Source organism: Cohnella sp. GbtcB17 (genome assembly GCF_019091135.1).
Taxonomy (GTDB): domain Bacteria; phylum Bacillota; class Bacilli; order Paenibacillales; family Paenibacillaceae; genus Cohnella.
Window position 1 is genome coordinate 146,814 of sequence record NZ_JAGXJW010000006.1, and the last position, 17,026, is coordinate 163,839.

Genomic DNA, 17,026 nt, shown 5'->3' on the forward strand with positions numbered 1-17,026 from the left:
CCGCGGCACTGACGGGTTTTCGCGCATCATCGGGGCTCGCTCGTCCTTACTTGAAGTAAGAAGTCGTCAGCGGAATGAACACCGAGCCGCCGTCGGATGTTTCGGCCCATACGTAGAGCGCGTCGGAACCCCCGATGTCCACTTCAACCGTGGTGAGACCATCGCCCATGGCGATCGGCTTCGTTTTCAGCTCGATATCGGTGTCGCTGTCCCGAACGTTGAACGCCTTGATGTCTTTGCCGATCGCGGCAACTTGAATGTACAGTTTCTGGTATTTCTTTTTCGGATAAAGCATGAACGAAGCGCTGCGATCGCCGCTGTGGTTGTCCAAGAACACTTCCTTGTAGTCCTTGCCGTCGTAGACGGTCTTGGACGGATCCTTCGTGCGATTGTCGCCCTCGAAGCCGGTCGCGATCGATATGCCGTCGACCGTCTCGCCGAGCTGGATAAGGCCTTTGTTATCCACGTGCACGGCGACGCCGAGCGCGTCGGAGACGGATCGGATCGGCAGGTAGGTCGTATTGTTGTAAGTGATCGGCGCCAGCGTGCCGCCGTTGCCGTCGCGCAGCTGGAACGGCTTGCCGTTCACCTTGAAGCTCAGTCCCGAATTGAGGAACGCCTTGATCGGCGTCAAATTCGATGCGGCATAGGCGCCGGCGCCCATGCTGGCGACCATCGACAGCCCGATGACGGCTGCGGTCAGCTTTTTCTTCAATCTGTTCACGCTCCTGTGCCATTTATTTGCGGATATACGATTCTAGTATAGAAATAGCTGGAAAGTCAGCGCAAATATTTTTCGGATAATTGATTCCAAAGGCCTATGTTGCTTGGCTTCGCATATCCCTCGTTCCGATTGGCATACTACTTGCGACGCGTATCCAATCGAAGGGGGTTTTTCCAAATTGAATCTCGGTAACCATGAGGCGCTTGAGCTGAACGAATTGCTGATGAGCTGCACGAACTCCATACAGTCGATGGCGCTGTTCCTGAATCAGGCGAAGGATCCCGAGCTGAAGGAAATGATCGCGAAGCAGTATCCCGCCCATGTCCAGGATTACAATATGAAAATCGAATTCGTGAAAAAAATGACGGGCTCCACGGACAAGCTGAACGTCCCCGGCCTGTCGATGACGGCGCTCCTGCCCGTAGCGGCGCCGCCGTACCCGTCCATCGAGCCGCAGGTGAAGCTGGCCGAGCTGGACGACCGGTCGATCGCCACCTCGTATCTGCTGACGCTCAAGCGTGCGGGCCGCGAGTACGCTTGGGCGGCCTTCGAATGCGGGACGCCGCAGCTGCGGGCGTTTCTCGAGGACGCGTTCCGCATGTGCTCGCACCAGGCGCACGAAGTATGGTCGTACATGGGCCGCAAAGGCTGGTACCCGATCGTGCCCGCGACGGGCAACCTGATGGAGACGATCGGCCAGATCTACCGGGAAGTGCCGCATCACCAGCCGATGACCGTATACCAATAAGCCAAGCGCTAACGAAAAACACCGAGCGACCCAGTCGTTCGGTGTTTTTCGTTGCGTTTTTTTATCCAAAACGCTTATTCGCCCGATTCAACAAGATTAAGCGATCTGGTTTCTTGTAGCCCGCCCGGCGCCTGTGTGAGAATGCAGCTAACTCCCTTGCGGTCGATAGTAAGCGCTTTAATTTGAAAGGAGTGCATTCACAAATGGCAATACCCGTACGCTGGCGTGCGGCTCGGCTTCGTACCCAAGGGGCTGGGGCGGACGCCCGGAGGCGATCCTGGAACCGAATAAAGCGTTATGGTCCGATCTACGCGCTTTTCGTGCCGGTGCTCGCATACTTCGCGATCTTCCATTATGCGCCGATGGTCGGGGTAATCATCGCTTTTAAGGATTACAACTTCCGGGAAGGGATATTCGGCAGCGACTGGGCGGGACTCAAGCATTTCCGGCGCTTTATCGAGAACGGGGATTTCTGGATTATTTTTCGGAATACGCTCGTGCTGGCGTTTTACAGGCTCTTGTTCGGCTTCCCCGCGCCGATCCTGTTCGCGCTGCTGATTCACGAGATGCGGTTCGCCCGCTGGAAACGGATCATTCAAACGGTTTCCTATCTGCCTCATTTTGTATCGTGGGTCGTCGTCTATGCGCTGATGTACAATTTTTTCTCCGAAAATGGTCTTGTGAACGCCTTGCTCAAGGGAGCTGCGGGCCATACGCTGCCGTTCCTATCCTCCGCCGATTACTTCAGGACAATGTTCGTAGGGAGCGCGATATGGAAGGAAATCGGGTGGAACGCGATTATTTTCCTTGCGGCTCTTACCCGTGTGGACCCCGAGCTGCACGAGGCATCCGCGATGGACGGCGCGAATCGGTTCCGGCGGCTCTGGCATATTACACTGCCGGGCATCGGCAGCGTGATCGGCATCATGTTCATTCTGAGCCTTGGCGGCATTCTGAGCGTCAGCTTCGAGCAGATTCTGGTCATGATCAACCCGCAGGTCTCGTCGGTCGCCGAGGTCGTCGACTACTACGTCTACCGGGTCGGACTGCTGAACACGAACAATTACAGCTATGCGACAGCCGTCGGATTGTTCCGTTCCGTCATCGCCCTTGCGCTCGTGCTGATCGCCAACCGTCTGGCCAAAAAATTCGATGAGGAGGGCGGTATCTGGTGAAACGATCGACAAGCTCAAGCTTTACCAGGCCCCAAGCGGCAGACTTCATTATCCTGGGCGTCCTCGTGCTGCTCGGCATCACGACCTTGTATCCGTTCGTGAACGTGCTGTTCGCGTCCTTCGCGGACATGAAGGACATCGTCGAACAAGGCGGCATGCTCTTGTTCCCGCGATCCGTCCACCTGGACAGCTACCTGTACGTGCTTCGCTTCTCCGGCATTCCGGAGGCGTACCGCATTACGATTTTCATCACGATTGTCGGCACGCTGATCAACCTCGTCATGACGTCGCTCGGCGCCTACGTGCTGTCGAACCGGGAACTGCCGGGGCGCAATGCGCTTATGGCCATCGTGCTGGTGACGATGCTGTTTAACGGCGGCCTGATTCCGACCTACCTCGTTGTGCGCGCCCTTCATCTCGTCGATACGGTATGGGCGCTCATGCTGCCTTTTGCCATCAACGCCTGGCTGCTCATCCTTATGCGCAACTTCTTCCAGGGTATCCCCGCGAGCCTGCGGGAATCGGCCCGAATCGACGGCTGCTCGGAGCTTGGCATTCTGGTGCGCATCATGCTGCCGCTGTCGCTGCCGATCGTTGCGACGTTGTCGCTGTTCTACGGAGTCGGTCACTGGAACGAATACATCAATGTCGTCATCTACATCAACGATCCGAAGCTGTCTACGCTTCAACTGGTGCTGCGCAAGATGTACACGTTTTCCCTCGACCAGCTCGACGGGGACAGCCTGCCGCCGCCGGTCGAGTCGATTCGCGCAGCCACCGTCATCCTCTCGACCCTGCCCATGATGATCGTCTATCCGTTCCTGCAGAAGTACTTTGTTCAGGGCGTCATGGTCGGCTCCGTGAAAGGCTAACGCTATGGTTATCAGCCTCTATGGCTTATAATAAAACCCAGAATGAAAGGGAGATCATTGAAATGCACAAGAAAAAGAAAGCCCGCTTTGCCGCCTCGCTCGCCGCTTTATCGCTGACGGGAACGCTCGTAGCCGGATGCAGCAACGACGGCGACTCGAAGGAGACTGCACCGGCAAGCGGAGAAGCGTCCGCCCAAGCAGGGCAGACCGCATCTTCCCCCGTGCCGGTATCGCTCATCCAGCCCGATCTCGGCCGGGTATGGAAGAACGACAACCCGGTTACCGCGGAGCTTGAGAAAAAGACGAACGTCAAGCTGAACGTCACGATGTTCCCGAACAACGACTTCAACAACAAATACAACGTGCTTGCAGCTTCGGACGATATTCCCGATATCAGCCGGCTGGGCTCCTTCGATTATCAGAAATACGTGGACCAGGGACTTTTTCTGGAGCTGAGCGAATATGTGGACAAGTTCGGCCCCAATCTCAAGCAGGCGATCAAGCCGGAATTGTGGGAGCTTACGAAGTATAAAGGCAAGCAGTACGTCATCCCTTACGAAAACCAGGCGGGCAAGGAAGTGCCGGTCGTACGGGCCGACTGGCTCGAATCGCTGGGCCTGAAGATGCCGGCCAATCTGGACGAATTCGAAGCGATGCTGAAAGCGTTTACGTTCGACGATCCGGACAAAAACGGGAAGAACGACACCTATGGCCTCGGCTCGGCCAATACGTATGCCGAATCGTTTATGCCGATTTTCGGCGCCTATGGCATTGCTCCGGGCTTCATCGGCGGCAGTACGCCGATGGCCAGCTATGCGAAGGACGACAAGATCACGCCGGTCGCCGTTTCGCCGGAATACAAAGCTGCGCTCGAATATATTAAAAAGCTTTGGGACGGCAAGGTCGTCGACCCCGAGCTGTTCACGATCAAGCCGGACCAAGCCCAGCAGAAGCTGGCGCAAGGCAAGATCGGCTACTTCAACGCCTGGTGGTCGATCGCACCCCAGCAGCTTATGCAGCAGCTGAAGATGAAGGAGATCGTGCCGAACGCGAAGTGGGAACCGATCTCCCCCGGCATCGCCGGCCCGGAGGGCAAGAGCGGCATGTACTCGTTCGGAACGGTAGGCGCAGCCCTCGCGATCTCCGCCAAGGTCAAAAATCCGGAAGCGGCCATCAAGTTCCTCGACTATCTCGCGACGGACGAAGGCTGGGAGCTGAGTCATTACGGCATTAAGGGCACGCATTATACGTCGGTCACGGAACCTCGGACGCCGGAAGGCCAGAAGGCCTTCGACGAGAAGTGGCTGGACCCGCTCAGCCAGCTCGTCTCCAGAGGGGACTTGACGGGCAAGGCGAGCGCCGCCACGACGGACCCGGTGCAGATCGAGAACAATCGCTTTATCGACGCAGCCTCGAAGTATACGCTTTATCAGGATGCGTTCTACGGCATTCCGCTGACCGAGGAAGAGCAGACCTACGGGCCGGATGTGGCCAAGTACGAGGAAGAAATGCTGATCAAGTTCGTCACCGGCACCGAACCGCTCTCCAAGTGGGATGAGTATGTCGAGACTTGGAAAAAGAAGGGCGGCAAGACGATTCTGGATGCCAAGATCAAGTCGTACAACGAACTAAAGTCGGCCCAGGCCGCAGCCGGCATCTAAGCGCAACGTCGTAGGCGGAGCCGGGCCGCCCGGCTCTGCCGCTGCATGGAGGAGGGGGCCTTTTGAGACAGAGAAAAACACCGCGCTTCATGCAAAGCAATTGGTTCGAGTATTTCTATTACTTTCTCGCCTTGTCGCTGCTGGTCGCGTTCACGGCCGGCTACGCCCTGTATTCGTCCTCGTCTTCCTTGCTGTGGAAGGAGGCCGTCCAGAGCAACAGCAATACGCTTCAGCTCATCCAGAACGGTCAGGAGATCGTGCTGGGCGAAGTCAACAAGGCGATGGAAAATGTGCTGCTCGACTCCTCCTTTCTCAGCTACATGGACGAAGACCGTCAATCGGACATTTTCAGCCGGCTGCAATTCCAGCACCGGCTGGACAACGTCGTGCTCGCGAGTGACCATATTCATTCGCTGTACATTTACTACACCGGTCCGCATGCGGTGCTCTCTTCGGTTCAGGGCGCCGTGCCGCTGGCTGCTTTCGACGATCGGGACTTTGCCGAGTCGCTCGCCGGCGAGCCGTCGCCCAAGTCAATCGTCCGATCGCGCTCGCTGCCGGGGATCTCGTCGGCGCAGCGGGAGCCGGTCATCACCATTGTGAAAACATTGCCGATCATTTTTAAAGGAAAGCAGCCCGCAGCCTACGTCGTCATCAATATCAAAGGCGATTACCTGGTCCGTATTATGAACTCCTTGAATACGAACAAAAACGCGCATCTGATCGTCACCGACCGCGAAGGCACGATCGTGTCCCACAAGTCGTCGGACGAGGCGCTGTTCTTCGGCGGGACGCCCGGCACGTTCGATGTATCCCGGATGAACGGAGAGTCGGGCAGCCTGTTCGCCAACGTGCAGGGCACGAAGTCGCTCGTCTGCTACGTCAAGTCCGAACCGAGCGGCTGGATATACATCTACACGGTTCCGAAGTCTGCGGTCACGCACAGCCTGCGCCTGTGGAGCAATGCAACCGTCGTCATCTGCCTGCTCGCCGTCCTGCTCAGTCTGGCGGGCTCCGCCCTGCTGTCGCGGCGCGTCTTCCATCCGCTGTCGCGGATCTTGTCGACGCTGCGGGGCGCGCATCCCGACACGCCGGCAGGGGATCGGGGCGCAGGGAAGGAGATGACGCAGATCGAGCTGAATGTCGGACGGCTGATCGATCGCAACCGCGATTTGTCGATGCTGCTCAAGGACTACGAGATTCAGAGCCGCAACACGTTCCTGCTGCGGCTTGCCGACGGCGGCGAGTGGGTGACGGCCCAGACGCTGGAGCGACTGGCCTATTACGGCGTGCATCTGGAGGAAAAGGGATCTTTTATCGTCGCCATCGTTTCCATGGACGATTTCTCGCGGTTCAGCGCGGAGACGAACGAGGCCGAGCGGAATACGCTGCTGCTCAAGCTGTCCGAGCTGCTGCACAAAGAGGCGTTCGAACGAATGCCCTGGCAGGGCTATCTGGTCGAGACCGAACCGGGCGAGACGGCGCTCGTCCTGCAGTACGGCGGCACCGGCGCGGAAGCGGCGGCGTGGATGGGGCAGCTCAAGCCATGGTTCCGCCAGCTTCACGAATCGCTTCACGCGTTTGCCGGGATGACCTTCACCGTTGGCGTGAGCACCCCGCACGAAGGGCTGCAGGCGCTGAGCGAGAGCTATGGCGAAGCGCAGGCGGCGGTCAGGCAGAAGCTTGTATACGGCTACAACAACGTCATCTTCTACGAGGCTGTCAGGACAGAAGGGGGAGCGGCCATCTACCCCCTCGGCATCGAGCGGAATCTGCTCGCCCAATTCAAGCTGGGCAGCAGGGAAGGCGTCTCCCGCGGGCTGCGAGATTTCGAGGCCTATTTGCTTGAGCATCACGCCGGGCGAATCGAGGTTGTGCGGCACTACTTTTTGCAGCTGTTCTCCTCTTCGCTCAGATGCGTGTACGAGATCGACGCCAACCTTGGCTTCCAGCCTGTCATCCAGCAGCTGAGGCACACGGATCTGCTCGGGCTGGAGACGATGGGGCGAATGGTCGGCTACATGGAGCAGCTGTACGATACGGTTCTCGATCATCTGGAACAGAAGCGCAGCCGCAAGAACAAGGAGCTGGCCGAAGGCATCGACCGTTATGTCGAAGCCCATCTTGGCGGCGATCTGTCCGTCGAGCGAATCAGCGATACGTTCGCCATCAGCACGTCTCATCTCCGCAAAATTTATAAGGAAGAGACCGGTACGACGCTCAAGGACATGATCGGCCGCAAGCGGATCGCCAAAGCGAAGGAGTTGCTCGGCGACCCGCACAACCGGATCGGGGATATTGCCCTCGAAGTCGGCTACCTGACCGTCCAATCGTTCACCAAGGCGTTTAAGCTCGAGACGGGCAGGACCCCGGGCGAGTACCGCGACCAGGTGCTGCGGGAAAATCTGAAGCAATAGCGCATTTCGCCGTACAAATCGGAAGGAGGAAGCGCGGATGAGAGGGATGCGATTTATCGATCGAATGGGAAAAACCGTTTGTCTGCTGATGGCGGCCCTGCTGCTCCCCATTGGGCTTTTCGCGCCGGCGTCTGCCGGCGCGGCCGACGGTGCGGCTGAGGGCGCGATCGTCATAGAGGGAGAGGCCGCGAACGCGACGAATTTTGCGCCGGGCGTGCAGACCGCTTCGGGTTACAGCGAAGGCAAGTACCTGGCGGTGTTGACCAACGCGCAGGCGCCTGCCGACGGCTACTTGGCCGAGTACCGGGTTCAGGTGCCGAAGGCGGGGACCTACCAATTGGATATCGCTGCGACGCCGCCTTCGATCAATTGGGCGTCGCCCTACGACCTGAAGGTGAACGGCGGGAGCTTCGCCCGCGTCAGCAATGCCGTGGAATACGGTCAGGTGAACAGCACCGTCCGCAGCTACCATCTGAATCCGGTAGAGCTGCAGGCCGGGGAGAACACGCTCACCTTCCGCGTGACGGAACGGCGCGTGCAGCCCGACCAGCGGTATACGATGTTTATCGATTGGCTCCGACTGACGCCGGTGCCGCTGCAGCTCAAGGAGATGTCGTTCGAGGCGCAGCTCGGCGTCTTTCAGGCGGGAGTGTCCGTGAGGTTCGCGGTTTATTTGAACGGCGCGGCTGCCGCGGGAGACGAAGTCTCCTACGCGATTCGGGATTATTGGGGCGACGTCGTTGCGGAGCAATCGGCAGCGGTCTCCGCCGGCGAGAAAAGCGCGCCGGTCGACCTGGGCGCACTTCCCGCGGGACATTACACGGTAAATGCCGAGTTGTCTGGTACAAACAGTCGGATAACGGGTTATTTTGCGGTGGTCGCTCCGCTTGCAGAGCGTCAGGCACTGTCCGATACGCCGTTTGCCATGGACACGGCGGCTTCCTGGCTCGTCCCCGGCGCCAAGATGGACGATTTCGTGTCCGCGTTGAAGCTGTCCGGCGTGACCTGGATCCGCGACCGGTTCCGTTGGAACGATGCGGTCAATCCGGCTTCGGGCTCGTACCATTTTGACGCCGATCCGTCCAAGAAGTTCATTCAGGCGATATCCGCCGCGGGCATCCGCATTCTGGACATGTATGCGGGCTCTCCCGCCTGGACGCGGAACGGAACGGGCACGCTGCCGACCGATTTGCTGGCCGCCTACCGTTTCGCCCATGACTCCGCCGATTATTACGGCGACCAGGTTGCGGCATGGGAGGTTTGGAACGAGCAAAATCACGGGTTCACGACCGACAGCGAGCCGGCCGACCAGTATGCGTCCTTTTTGAAGGCCGCTGCGATCGGCTATGCGGATTCGGCTGCGAAGCCGATGGTCTCCATGGGCGGGCTCGCCTACCTGCCGGGCAACTATGCGAGGCTGATGCTGCAGAACGAGATTTTCCCTTATATCGATATTTATAATTTCCATATCCATCAGCAATACCGGACGGACACGCCAGTGATTCCATACCCGGAAGGTGTCGTCACGCATGAGCAGTTCAAGGATCAATTCGGGGGCGAAGGCAAGCCCATGTGGGTGACCGAGGCGGGTCTCGGCGTTCCCGCGGCGCCGCCGGAGGAGCTGACGGCAGAGGCGCAGCGGCTGCAAGCGCGCTATGCCGTCACGTCGACCGTCACATCCTTGTCCCAAGGCGCGGACCGGCAGTTCGTCTTCGTGACGCCGCCTTATCAGGAGGGCGCCAACTTCTGGGGGCTGTTCAGCCGGGCCTTTACGCCGTATGCGTCCTACACCGCCGTATCCGCCATGACCGAGGCGATGGGCCGCGCCGAATATGCGGGTCGACTGCAGGAATTGCCGGCGGGCGTGACCGGTTATGTATTCCGGGACGGCGACGATACCGTGTCGGTGCTGTGGTCGGATTCGTCCCGGCAAGTGACGCTGCAGGGAGAGACGTCCGAAGCCGTTCGGACGGACCTGATGGGACGGAAGACATCGCTTGCGCCGTCGGCCGGGGACGGCAGCTATACGATAGAAGCGGGACCCGATCCCGTCTACGTGCGCATGCATGGCGAACCGGAAGGGTTGACTTCCGGGGCCGCACCGCAGGCGGCCAAGAGCGAAGCGGAGGCCGAGCCGCTTACGGCTGCGGAGCGCGTCGTCTTATTCCAGCGCTATCCGGCTGACTTGCAAGCGAACAGCAAGAAGAACGGGTATGTTCTTCAGTTGAATCAGCCCGTGACGCTGTCCGTCGAGGTCTACAACTTGAACGACCAACCGATGACCGGCACGATTGAAGGTCAGGCGCTCGGCGGCTGGGTGCTCGGCGAAGCGTCCAGGCCGGTGGCGCTGGCGCCGTTCAGCAAGGCGGTCGTCACGTTCACGCTCTCGGCCGGGCCGCACGTGGTCGCCAATCTTTCGTCGCCCGTTCGCTTCCAGGGCAAATTCGGCGACGAGCGGACGACGAGCTCCGTCTCCAATGTCATTACCCTGAGCGAAGTGGAGATCGGCGATCCGGTTCCGGGAGCCGCAGATCCGGCAAGCTGGCGACTGGATCTGCCCGACGCGATCGCGCCTGTGGGGACGGGGACCGTGACATCGGGAGCCGCGGCCGGCGAAGTCCGATTCGATTACCAATTCGCCGAAGGCGGGGACAAGTGGGCTTACCCGTTCCTGAACCTGCCGGCCGGAACCGACTATACGGACGAATCGGGCTTTGCGTTTTACCTTTATGCGGATGCGGACATTCCCGATACGACGATGCGGATATTTATTAACGAAACGTCGGGCGCACGGTATTTCACGCAGTCCGGATACGCGATCAAGCAGGGCTGGAACCAGATCCGGGCGCCGTTCAGCGACTTCTCGCTTTTCGGCGGCAACGATCCAGTGACTCGGCTGGATCTGGACCAGATCGCCAGCATTCAGCTGGGCGTCAACACGAAGGTCGGCGATATGCCGCCGTTTACGATCAAGCAGTTCGGCGTTTATCGGCTTCCGGTCGACGCGGAGGCGCCCGTCACGACGGCGTCGCTGTCGCCCGAGCAGCCCGACGGCGCCGACGGGTGGTACGCGAGCCCCGTCACGGTCGCGCTGCAAGCGACCGACGATGTGGCGGGCGTCGCGGAGACCGTCTACAGCCTGAATGGGGGGGCCTCGTGGCAGCTCTACACGGCTCCGATGACGTTCGATACGGACGGGACTTACGATCTCAGCTACCGGTCGACGGATTATGCCGGGAATAACGAGCAGCCGCAGTCTATAAGCTTCCGCATCGACCGCACCGCTCCCGCGATCGATCTTGCCGCCTATGATGGACAGACCTACAGCGGAGCCGGCGATCTGGCGCTTGAGATAACGCCGGCGGATGATTTGTCCGGCGTGGATAATAACCGGACGGCGGCGAGGCTGGACGGTCTCGAGGTTGCGCCGGGGGCGGCGATTCCGCTCTATACGCTGGATCCGGGAACGCATACGTTAACGGTGGATGCGGCCGATCGCGCGGGCAACGCGGCGAAGCATGCCGTCTCCTTCCGAACGGCACCCACCTTGGAAGGGCTGACGGGGCTGATCGGCCGATTTGCGGATCGAGGATGGATCGACAGCCAGGGAATCGCGAACAGTCTGCTGGCGAAGTTGAGCCGGGGGAATCTCGCGGCGTTCCGGCACGAAGTGCAGGCGCAAAGCGGCAAGCATATATCGACCGCGGCTGCCGGCTATCTGATCCGGGATGCCGAGTGGATCGATAGCGAGAGATAAAGTCGCGTTTTTATTCTAAACGGGAGGTTATGCCGATGGCACCAGGGGACGTTTTGAGCCGAATTCCGTCGCCGGTCGTGCTTCAAGGGAGCAGCCGGGTCGCCTGCCGCGATCCGGCGGTGCTGTACCACGACGGCGTTTACCGGCTATTTTGCACCCTCGTGGAGACCGAGGAAGACGGACGCGTTTTCTTGTATACGGCCGTATGCGACAGCAGGGATCTGATCCGGTGGAGCGAACCGAGGAAGTTGACGCCGAGGGATGCCAGTCTTAATTATTCGAGCCCGGGCAACATCGTGCGCTTCGAGGATCGCTGGGTGCTGTGCTTGCAGACGTACCCTCGTCCTGACGGCGAGAAATACGCCAACGAAACGGCGCGTATTTATACGATGGAAAGTGCCGATCTTCTTCATTGGACGCAGCCCGAGCTGCTTCGGGTGAAGGGCGATGACGTTCCGGTCGAGCAGATGGGGCGAATGATCGATCCTTACCTGATCGCAAGCGCGGAGGAGCCGGGGAAATGGTGGTGCTTCTACAAGCAGAACGGCGTCAGCATGTCGTATTCTTACGATCTCAAGCATTGGACGTATGCCGGACACGAGCCCTCGGCCGGCGAGAATGTATGCATCGTCCGGTTTCGCGATCGCTATCTGATGCTTCATTCGCCGGAGAACGGCATCGGCATGATGACCTCGAAGGATTTGACGAATTGGGTGCCCGAGGGGCCGCTGCTCACGCTCGGACAATCGGAATGGCCGTGGGCGGGGGGCCGGATCACAGCCGGATTTCTGCTGGATGGCACGGGCATCGAAGGGATCGGGAAGTATTTGCTGTTCTTCCATGGAACGGGTCCGGAGAACGAAGAGATCATTTTCGATACGCACGCCTGTATCGGCATCGCTTGGAGCGACGACTTGGTCGAGTGGCACTGGCCGCACAAAAGGACGGAGCGATCGGAATAGCGGAGGAGTTAAACAACGACCGCAAAGGCTGCGGTGCCGTTCCACGACTGCGTGGGCTATGCGATAAACCGACGAAAACACCGAGCGACCCATTCGTTCGGTGTTTTTCTTTGGCGTTTTTTATCCTGCCGCGACGGAGGAAGTGGAAGTGGAAGCGGAGGCAGAGACGGAGCCGTCCTGACCGGGCGCCCGGCCACGCGCGGCGTCCAAGCGTCCCTTGTACAGCGATATCACCGTGCCGGTGATCGCGAGCGAGAGCGCGGAGATCAGCGCGCCGCCGAGGGAAATGGCGGACAGGCTCGTCGCAATGACCGCCAGGTCGAACGCGAAGCCGGTCTTGCCGGGGTCGCGCCCGTATTTGAGCTGCAGATAGCGTGCCAATACCGTCGAACCGCCGAACGATGCGCCGTTTTTGAACAGGATGCAGATGCCGATGCCGACGAGCGCGCCGCCGGCGACGGCTTCGCCCATGACGGGCAAGCCGTATGCGGGCAATAGCCCCTCGAGCGATGTCAGGCCGGACAGCAGGACGATGGCCCCGATCGTCCGGAGCGTGAACGAGCGGCCCATTTTGACCCAGGCAAACAGCAGGAAGGGCAGGTTGATCAGAATAAACAGAATCGGGAACTTCATATGGAGCAAGTAGGAGAGACTGAGCGCCAATCCGGCGCTGCCCCCGGTGACGATCCGGGCTTCCTTCAGCAGCGATACGCCGATGGCCGTGACGATGCAGCCCAGAACGATGAGCAGCCATTCCCTGCGTCGCTGATGCATGATATGATTCATGACAAACGCCTCCGCTTCTGATTGCCTACCATGAAGTAATGTTATATTCCATGATACGCAGCCAGGAAGCACGGAGAAATGTTGAAGTGAAGCTCTTTTGTGTTACTTAATCTCACATTGAAACAATAAGCGCCGGATGTCCTGCAATTTGAAGGTGAGGGTGAATCTACATGGATCGCATAGACATCAGCCTGCTCAAGCTGCTGCAGGAGGACGGCCGGATGACGGTCAGCGAGCTGTCCAAGCGGCTGTCGCTCAGCCGCCCCAGCGTCTCGGAGCGTCTCGCGCGCTTGCAGGAGCGGGGGATCATTACAGGCTTCAGCGCCGTTGTATCGGCGCCGGCAGTCGGACGAAGCGTACAGGTGATTATTCAGGTCAGCGAGCTCAAGATATCGCCGCTCGTGTTCGAGCGCCGGATCGCGGAAGAACGCGACGTTTTGGAGTGCCACCGCGTGACGGGCGCCGTTACATTCGTCATTAAGGCGGCTGTGACGGACCTAAACGCGCTTAACCGCCTCGTCGAGCGGCTGATCCCCTGCGGCATGCTGAATACGTCGGTCATTCTGTCGTCCCCCGTAGCGGGGCGGGCGGTGCTGCCGCAGTCGGAGGCGTCGGACGCCTGAGCGCCGACCGGCCGGATCTTATCCGCCGCGGAAGCGCAAAGCGCATAACCAAAAGGCGGAGCTGCCGGCGCTCCGCCTCTTCGCACTGCCTTGCGCTGCCCTGGGGGCAAGCAATCGTTTAAGATGATTAATCTATCGCAGCGTACATCATTAATCGAGTAAAAGCGAAGCGGCCTGCGTAAGACGTCGCGCAAAAGTACGCGATTGAGCGCCTAATTCGTGGCATCAGTCCCCCGCCGAGAACCCCACTCTTCGCCCGGCGCTCTCGGTCATCCACTCCCGGCTCCGTCCTTTGGACAGATCGGTTTTCATCCCCGCGATCAGCCGTTCCCAATCCGTGGCCCCGGTCTGATGCAGCTCGAGCGCGGCGGAGACGTACAGCTCGGCAAGCTGCGCGAACGTAAATCCCTCCGTCAAGCGCGCTATCCCGGGCAGTGCCGCCTCTTCCGTCAGTCGTCCCGCTCCCTTGTAGGTCAGGTAGGCCAGCCGCAGCGGTTCGCTCGGCAGCTTGACCTCGTAGGCGCGATCGAAGCGTCCGGCCCGGTTCATAAGCGCGGGATCGATTTTCTCCGGATAGTTCGTCGTGCCGATGAGGAAGATGCCTTCCCGCGAGGTAGCCCCGTCGAGTGTATTCAGGAAGTACGAACGGCACGACTCCGGCATCGAGTCGATGTCCTCGACGACGAGCACCATGGGGGCCAGCTTCACCGCGGCGTCGAACACCTGCTGGATCGATTCGCTGCCGGTGAACTCGGTGATCTGCCAGTAGGCGACCGGCGCGTTCACGGTAGCTGAGATCGATTTGACGAGCGTCGTCTTCCCGTTGCCCGGCTTGCCGTACAGCAGGATGCCCCGCTTGTAAGGAACGCCGTAGGTCTGATAGAAGCTGCGGTCGTCCGCGAAAAACGTATCCACGGAACGAAAGACTTGCTCCTTCAGGGACTCGTCCATAAACACGCCCTCCCGGTCGACCGGGCGCTCCGCGGTCTCGCGGCTGCGCTCAAGGCCGTCGCGGGTATCCGTGAACACGAGCAGCTGCCGGTCGGCCAGCTGCCGTTCGCGCATCTCGCTCAGAAAGCTGCCAAGATGCGCGTCGCTCTCCGCGAAGATGAGATCCTCGTAGCCCAGCCCGTACTGCGTAAGCCGAGGCACACGGGCGAATGCCACGTGGTGCGCCGGGTAGACGAACAGGTTGTTGCGGACGGCCATGCGGATGTCGTGTGCGCCGCCTGCGTCCGGCTTGCGCGCAAGACCGGCGTCCGGCTCTGGATCGGACGCATATTTGAAGCTCCGCGTCTCAACTAGATCGAACAGGCTGGCCGCGTGCTCTACGCCCGGATAACCGCCGCGAATGTCGTCCGCAAGCCCGTCCCAGGCGTCGTCGCTGTCTTCTTGATAATAAAGGTTGAACGCGTAGCCGTAGCGCTCGTCAAGCCAATCCGCGATGCGGCGCACGGCCATCGTGTAGTCGAAGTAGGCCTGCATGCCGGCCGGCTCCGCCGCATAGTCGTCCCGCCGGATGAGGAAAGGGCGCAGCGCTTTTGGATTCATTAATGTCATAAATTTTATACTCCTTTAACTGTCGCGAGCGGCCGGCACTTGGCGACGACGGCCGCCAGACCGGCGCCCGCGACGCTTTCTATAATTTGATCGACGTCCTTGTAAGCCTGCGGGGACTCGTCGATGATCGCCTCGAGCGCGCGATGGTTGACGACGACCTCGTCCGCCTGGCCGACGCGCAGCGATGCCGCGAATTCGTCGACGGTGACAAGCTGCTTGGTCGCGTTGCGGGAACGGATCCGGCCGGCGCCGTGGCAGATGGAATGATAGTTGCGCGCCCCGGAAGGCAAGCCAACCATCAGGTAGGAGGAGGTGCCCATCGAGCCGGGGATGAGCGCCGGATGTCCGGTCTCCATGTACGGCTCCGGATTACCGGGATGGCCCGGCGGGAGGGAGCGCGTCGCGCCCTTGCGGTGCACGAACAGCGGCTCGTCGTTATGGCTTTCTTCCAGCGCATAGTTGTGCATGAGATCGTACAGCGTACGCGTCTCGGCCTGCGGACCCAGCGTCTCGCGCAGCGCGTCGCGCACCGCAAAGGCGAGCAGATGGCGGTTCACGACGGCGAAGTTGAGCGCGGCATACATCAGATTGACGTACGTGGCGCCCGCCTCGCTGTCCAGCGGCGCGAACGCGAGCTTCGGGTCTGCGGTGCCGAGGCCGAGCTTGCGCATCGTCTTGACGACCTCGGAGCCGCAATGTTGATTGACGGCGCCGCCCCACGAGCGCGAGCCCGAGTGGATCATGACGATGATCTGCCCGTCGCGCAGCCCCCAGCGCTCGCCGATATCGCGATTGACCTCGTCCAGCGTGACGGCCTGCAGCTCGACGAAGTGATTGCCGCCGCCAAGCGTGCCGAGCTGGCGATGGGCCCGGTGCCACAGATGCTCGGGGATCCGGTTCAAGGCGCCTTCGTCGTAACGGAAACGGGCATGCTCCACATGCGTGAGCGAGGTCGCCCGGCGAGGCGTGTACGCGTCGGGCACGTATTTGCCCGGCAGTCCGTGAAGACCTTTGATCAGTACATCCTCGAGCCGGATATCGGAGAAGTGTCCGCGCACGTGATTTTCCGTCGGAATCCGCTTCTCGATCGCCTTCACCAGCTTGCGCCGGAGCTTGACGTCCTGCAGGTCGCCCGCGTCCAGGTTCGTCAGGTGCACCCGCATGCCGCAGCCGATGTCGCTGCCGACGATGGACGGAGAGACGAAGCCTTCGTCCGCCTGCCAGACGGCCGTCGTGCCGATGCAGGTGCCGACCCCGACGTGGGCGTCCGGCGTGTAGCTCATGTAGCGGATGTTCGGAATTTGCAAATTGTTGTTTGCCATCTCGAGCGGCTTGGCACCCATGGCACGGAACAGCGCGTCCCCGGCGAAGACGTGGAGATCGCCCGCTGGCAGATCGATGCGCCGGTAATAAGTTTCGTTCGGTATCATAAGTTCGGTTTAACCTCTTATCGTCATTAAATTTTTGGAAAAACAAAAAGACCGCAAGCCGGTTCGCTCGCGGTCCTTGGATACGTCAAGACAACACCCTGGATTCGTCGCTCTTCCCCTGCGGGAACGCGCATTATCCGGGTCTGCCTGCTGGATCGGCCCGTAGAGGCCGGCGGACATCGAGCGGCATATTCAGTTGGGTCCAAGTGTCGTAGCGGCTGGTGAGTTGAATAGCGGTCATGTCGGCCGGCCTCCTTTCTGATGAGATAATGGCTATATTAAGGGGCGTAACCAAACCTTGTCAACCATTT

Annotated in this window: 12 protein-coding genes; 8 read left to right on the top strand and 4 right to left on the bottom strand. The window is 60.1% G+C overall.

The features are described 5' to 3' along the window. Positions 1-46: 46 nt before the first annotated feature. Positions 47-724, bottom strand: a complete 678-nt coding sequence (locus KVT38_RS04935) for a stalk domain-containing protein (protein ID WP_368859053.1) — start codon at positions 722-724, stop codon at positions 47-49. Positions 725-902: 178 nt separating this feature from the next. Between KVT38_RS04935 and KVT38_RS04940 the strand changes: the two genes are divergently transcribed. The 7 genes from KVT38_RS04940 (at position 903) to KVT38_RS04970 (ending at position 12,316) form a co-directional block, all read left to right on the top strand. Beyond that, positions 903-1,472: a spore coat protein gene (locus tag KVT38_RS04940; RefSeq protein ID WP_217592577.1), complete on the top strand. Its 570-nt coding sequence runs from the start codon at positions 903-905 to the stop codon at positions 1,470-1,472. A gap of 203 nt (positions 1,473-1,675) precedes the next feature. Next, positions 1,676-2,647, top strand: coding sequence for an ABC transporter permease (locus tag KVT38_RS04945; RefSeq protein ID WP_217592578.1), 972 nt, complete (start codon positions 1,676-1,678; stop codon positions 2,645-2,647). After that, a complete protein-coding gene (locus KVT38_RS04950) occupies positions 2,644-3,519 on the top strand; it encodes a carbohydrate ABC transporter permease (RefSeq protein ID WP_368859054.1) in 876 nt (291 codons plus the stop codon). The genes KVT38_RS04945 and KVT38_RS04950 overlap by 4 nt, the downstream gene beginning before the upstream one ends. Before the next feature lie 62 nt (positions 3,520-3,581). Continuing rightward, positions 3,582-5,180, top strand: coding sequence for an extracellular solute-binding protein (locus tag KVT38_RS04955; protein WP_217592579.1), 1,599 nt, complete (start codon positions 3,582-3,584; stop codon positions 5,178-5,180). Positions 5,181-5,242: 62 nt separating this feature from the next. Beyond that, positions 5,243-7,597, top strand: coding sequence for a helix-turn-helix domain-containing protein (locus KVT38_RS04960; protein ID WP_217592580.1), 2,355 nt, complete (start codon positions 5,243-5,245; stop codon positions 7,595-7,597). Between the two features lie 37 nt (positions 7,598-7,634). Next, the gene (locus KVT38_RS04965; RefSeq protein WP_217592581.1) at positions 7,635-11,354 is read left to right on the top strand and encodes an OmpL47-type beta-barrel domain-containing protein; all 3,720 of its coding nucleotides are present in this window, start codon (positions 7,635-7,637) and stop codon (positions 11,352-11,354) included. A 35-nt stretch (positions 11,355-11,389) separates the two neighbouring features. Continuing rightward, the gene (locus KVT38_RS04970) at positions 11,390-12,316 is read left to right on the top strand and encodes an exo-alpha-sialidase (protein WP_217592582.1); all 927 of its coding nucleotides are present in this window, start codon (positions 11,390-11,392) and stop codon (positions 12,314-12,316) included. Positions 12,317-12,436: 120 nt separating this feature from the next. Here the strand turns inward: KVT38_RS04970 and KVT38_RS04975 are convergent, their stop codons facing one another. Next, positions 12,437-13,102 carry a YitT family protein gene (locus tag KVT38_RS04975; RefSeq protein ID WP_217592583.1) on the bottom strand — a complete coding sequence of 222 codons (666 nt, stop codon included), beginning with the start codon at positions 13,100-13,102 and terminating at the stop codon, positions 12,437-12,439. A gap of 170 nt (positions 13,103-13,272) precedes the next feature. On the opposite strand from KVT38_RS04975, the gene KVT38_RS04980 reads away from it, so the two are divergent. After that, complete coding sequence (locus tag KVT38_RS04980; RefSeq protein ID WP_217592584.1) at positions 13,273-13,725, top strand: Lrp/AsnC family transcriptional regulator; 453 nt, start codon at positions 13,273-13,275, stop codon at positions 13,723-13,725. Between the two features lie 225 nt (positions 13,726-13,950). Here the strand turns inward: KVT38_RS04980 and KVT38_RS04985 are convergent, their stop codons facing one another. Then, positions 13,951-15,285 (bottom strand): AAA family ATPase, encoded by a 1,335-nt coding sequence (locus tag KVT38_RS04985; RefSeq protein WP_254638990.1) that lies wholly within the window; start codon positions 15,283-15,285, stop codon positions 13,951-13,953. A gap of 5 nt (positions 15,286-15,290) precedes the next feature. After that, a complete protein-coding gene (locus KVT38_RS04990) occupies positions 15,291-16,715 on the bottom strand; it encodes an RtcB family protein (protein WP_217592585.1) in 1,425 nt (474 codons plus the stop codon). Positions 16,716-17,026: the final 311 nt, after the last annotated feature.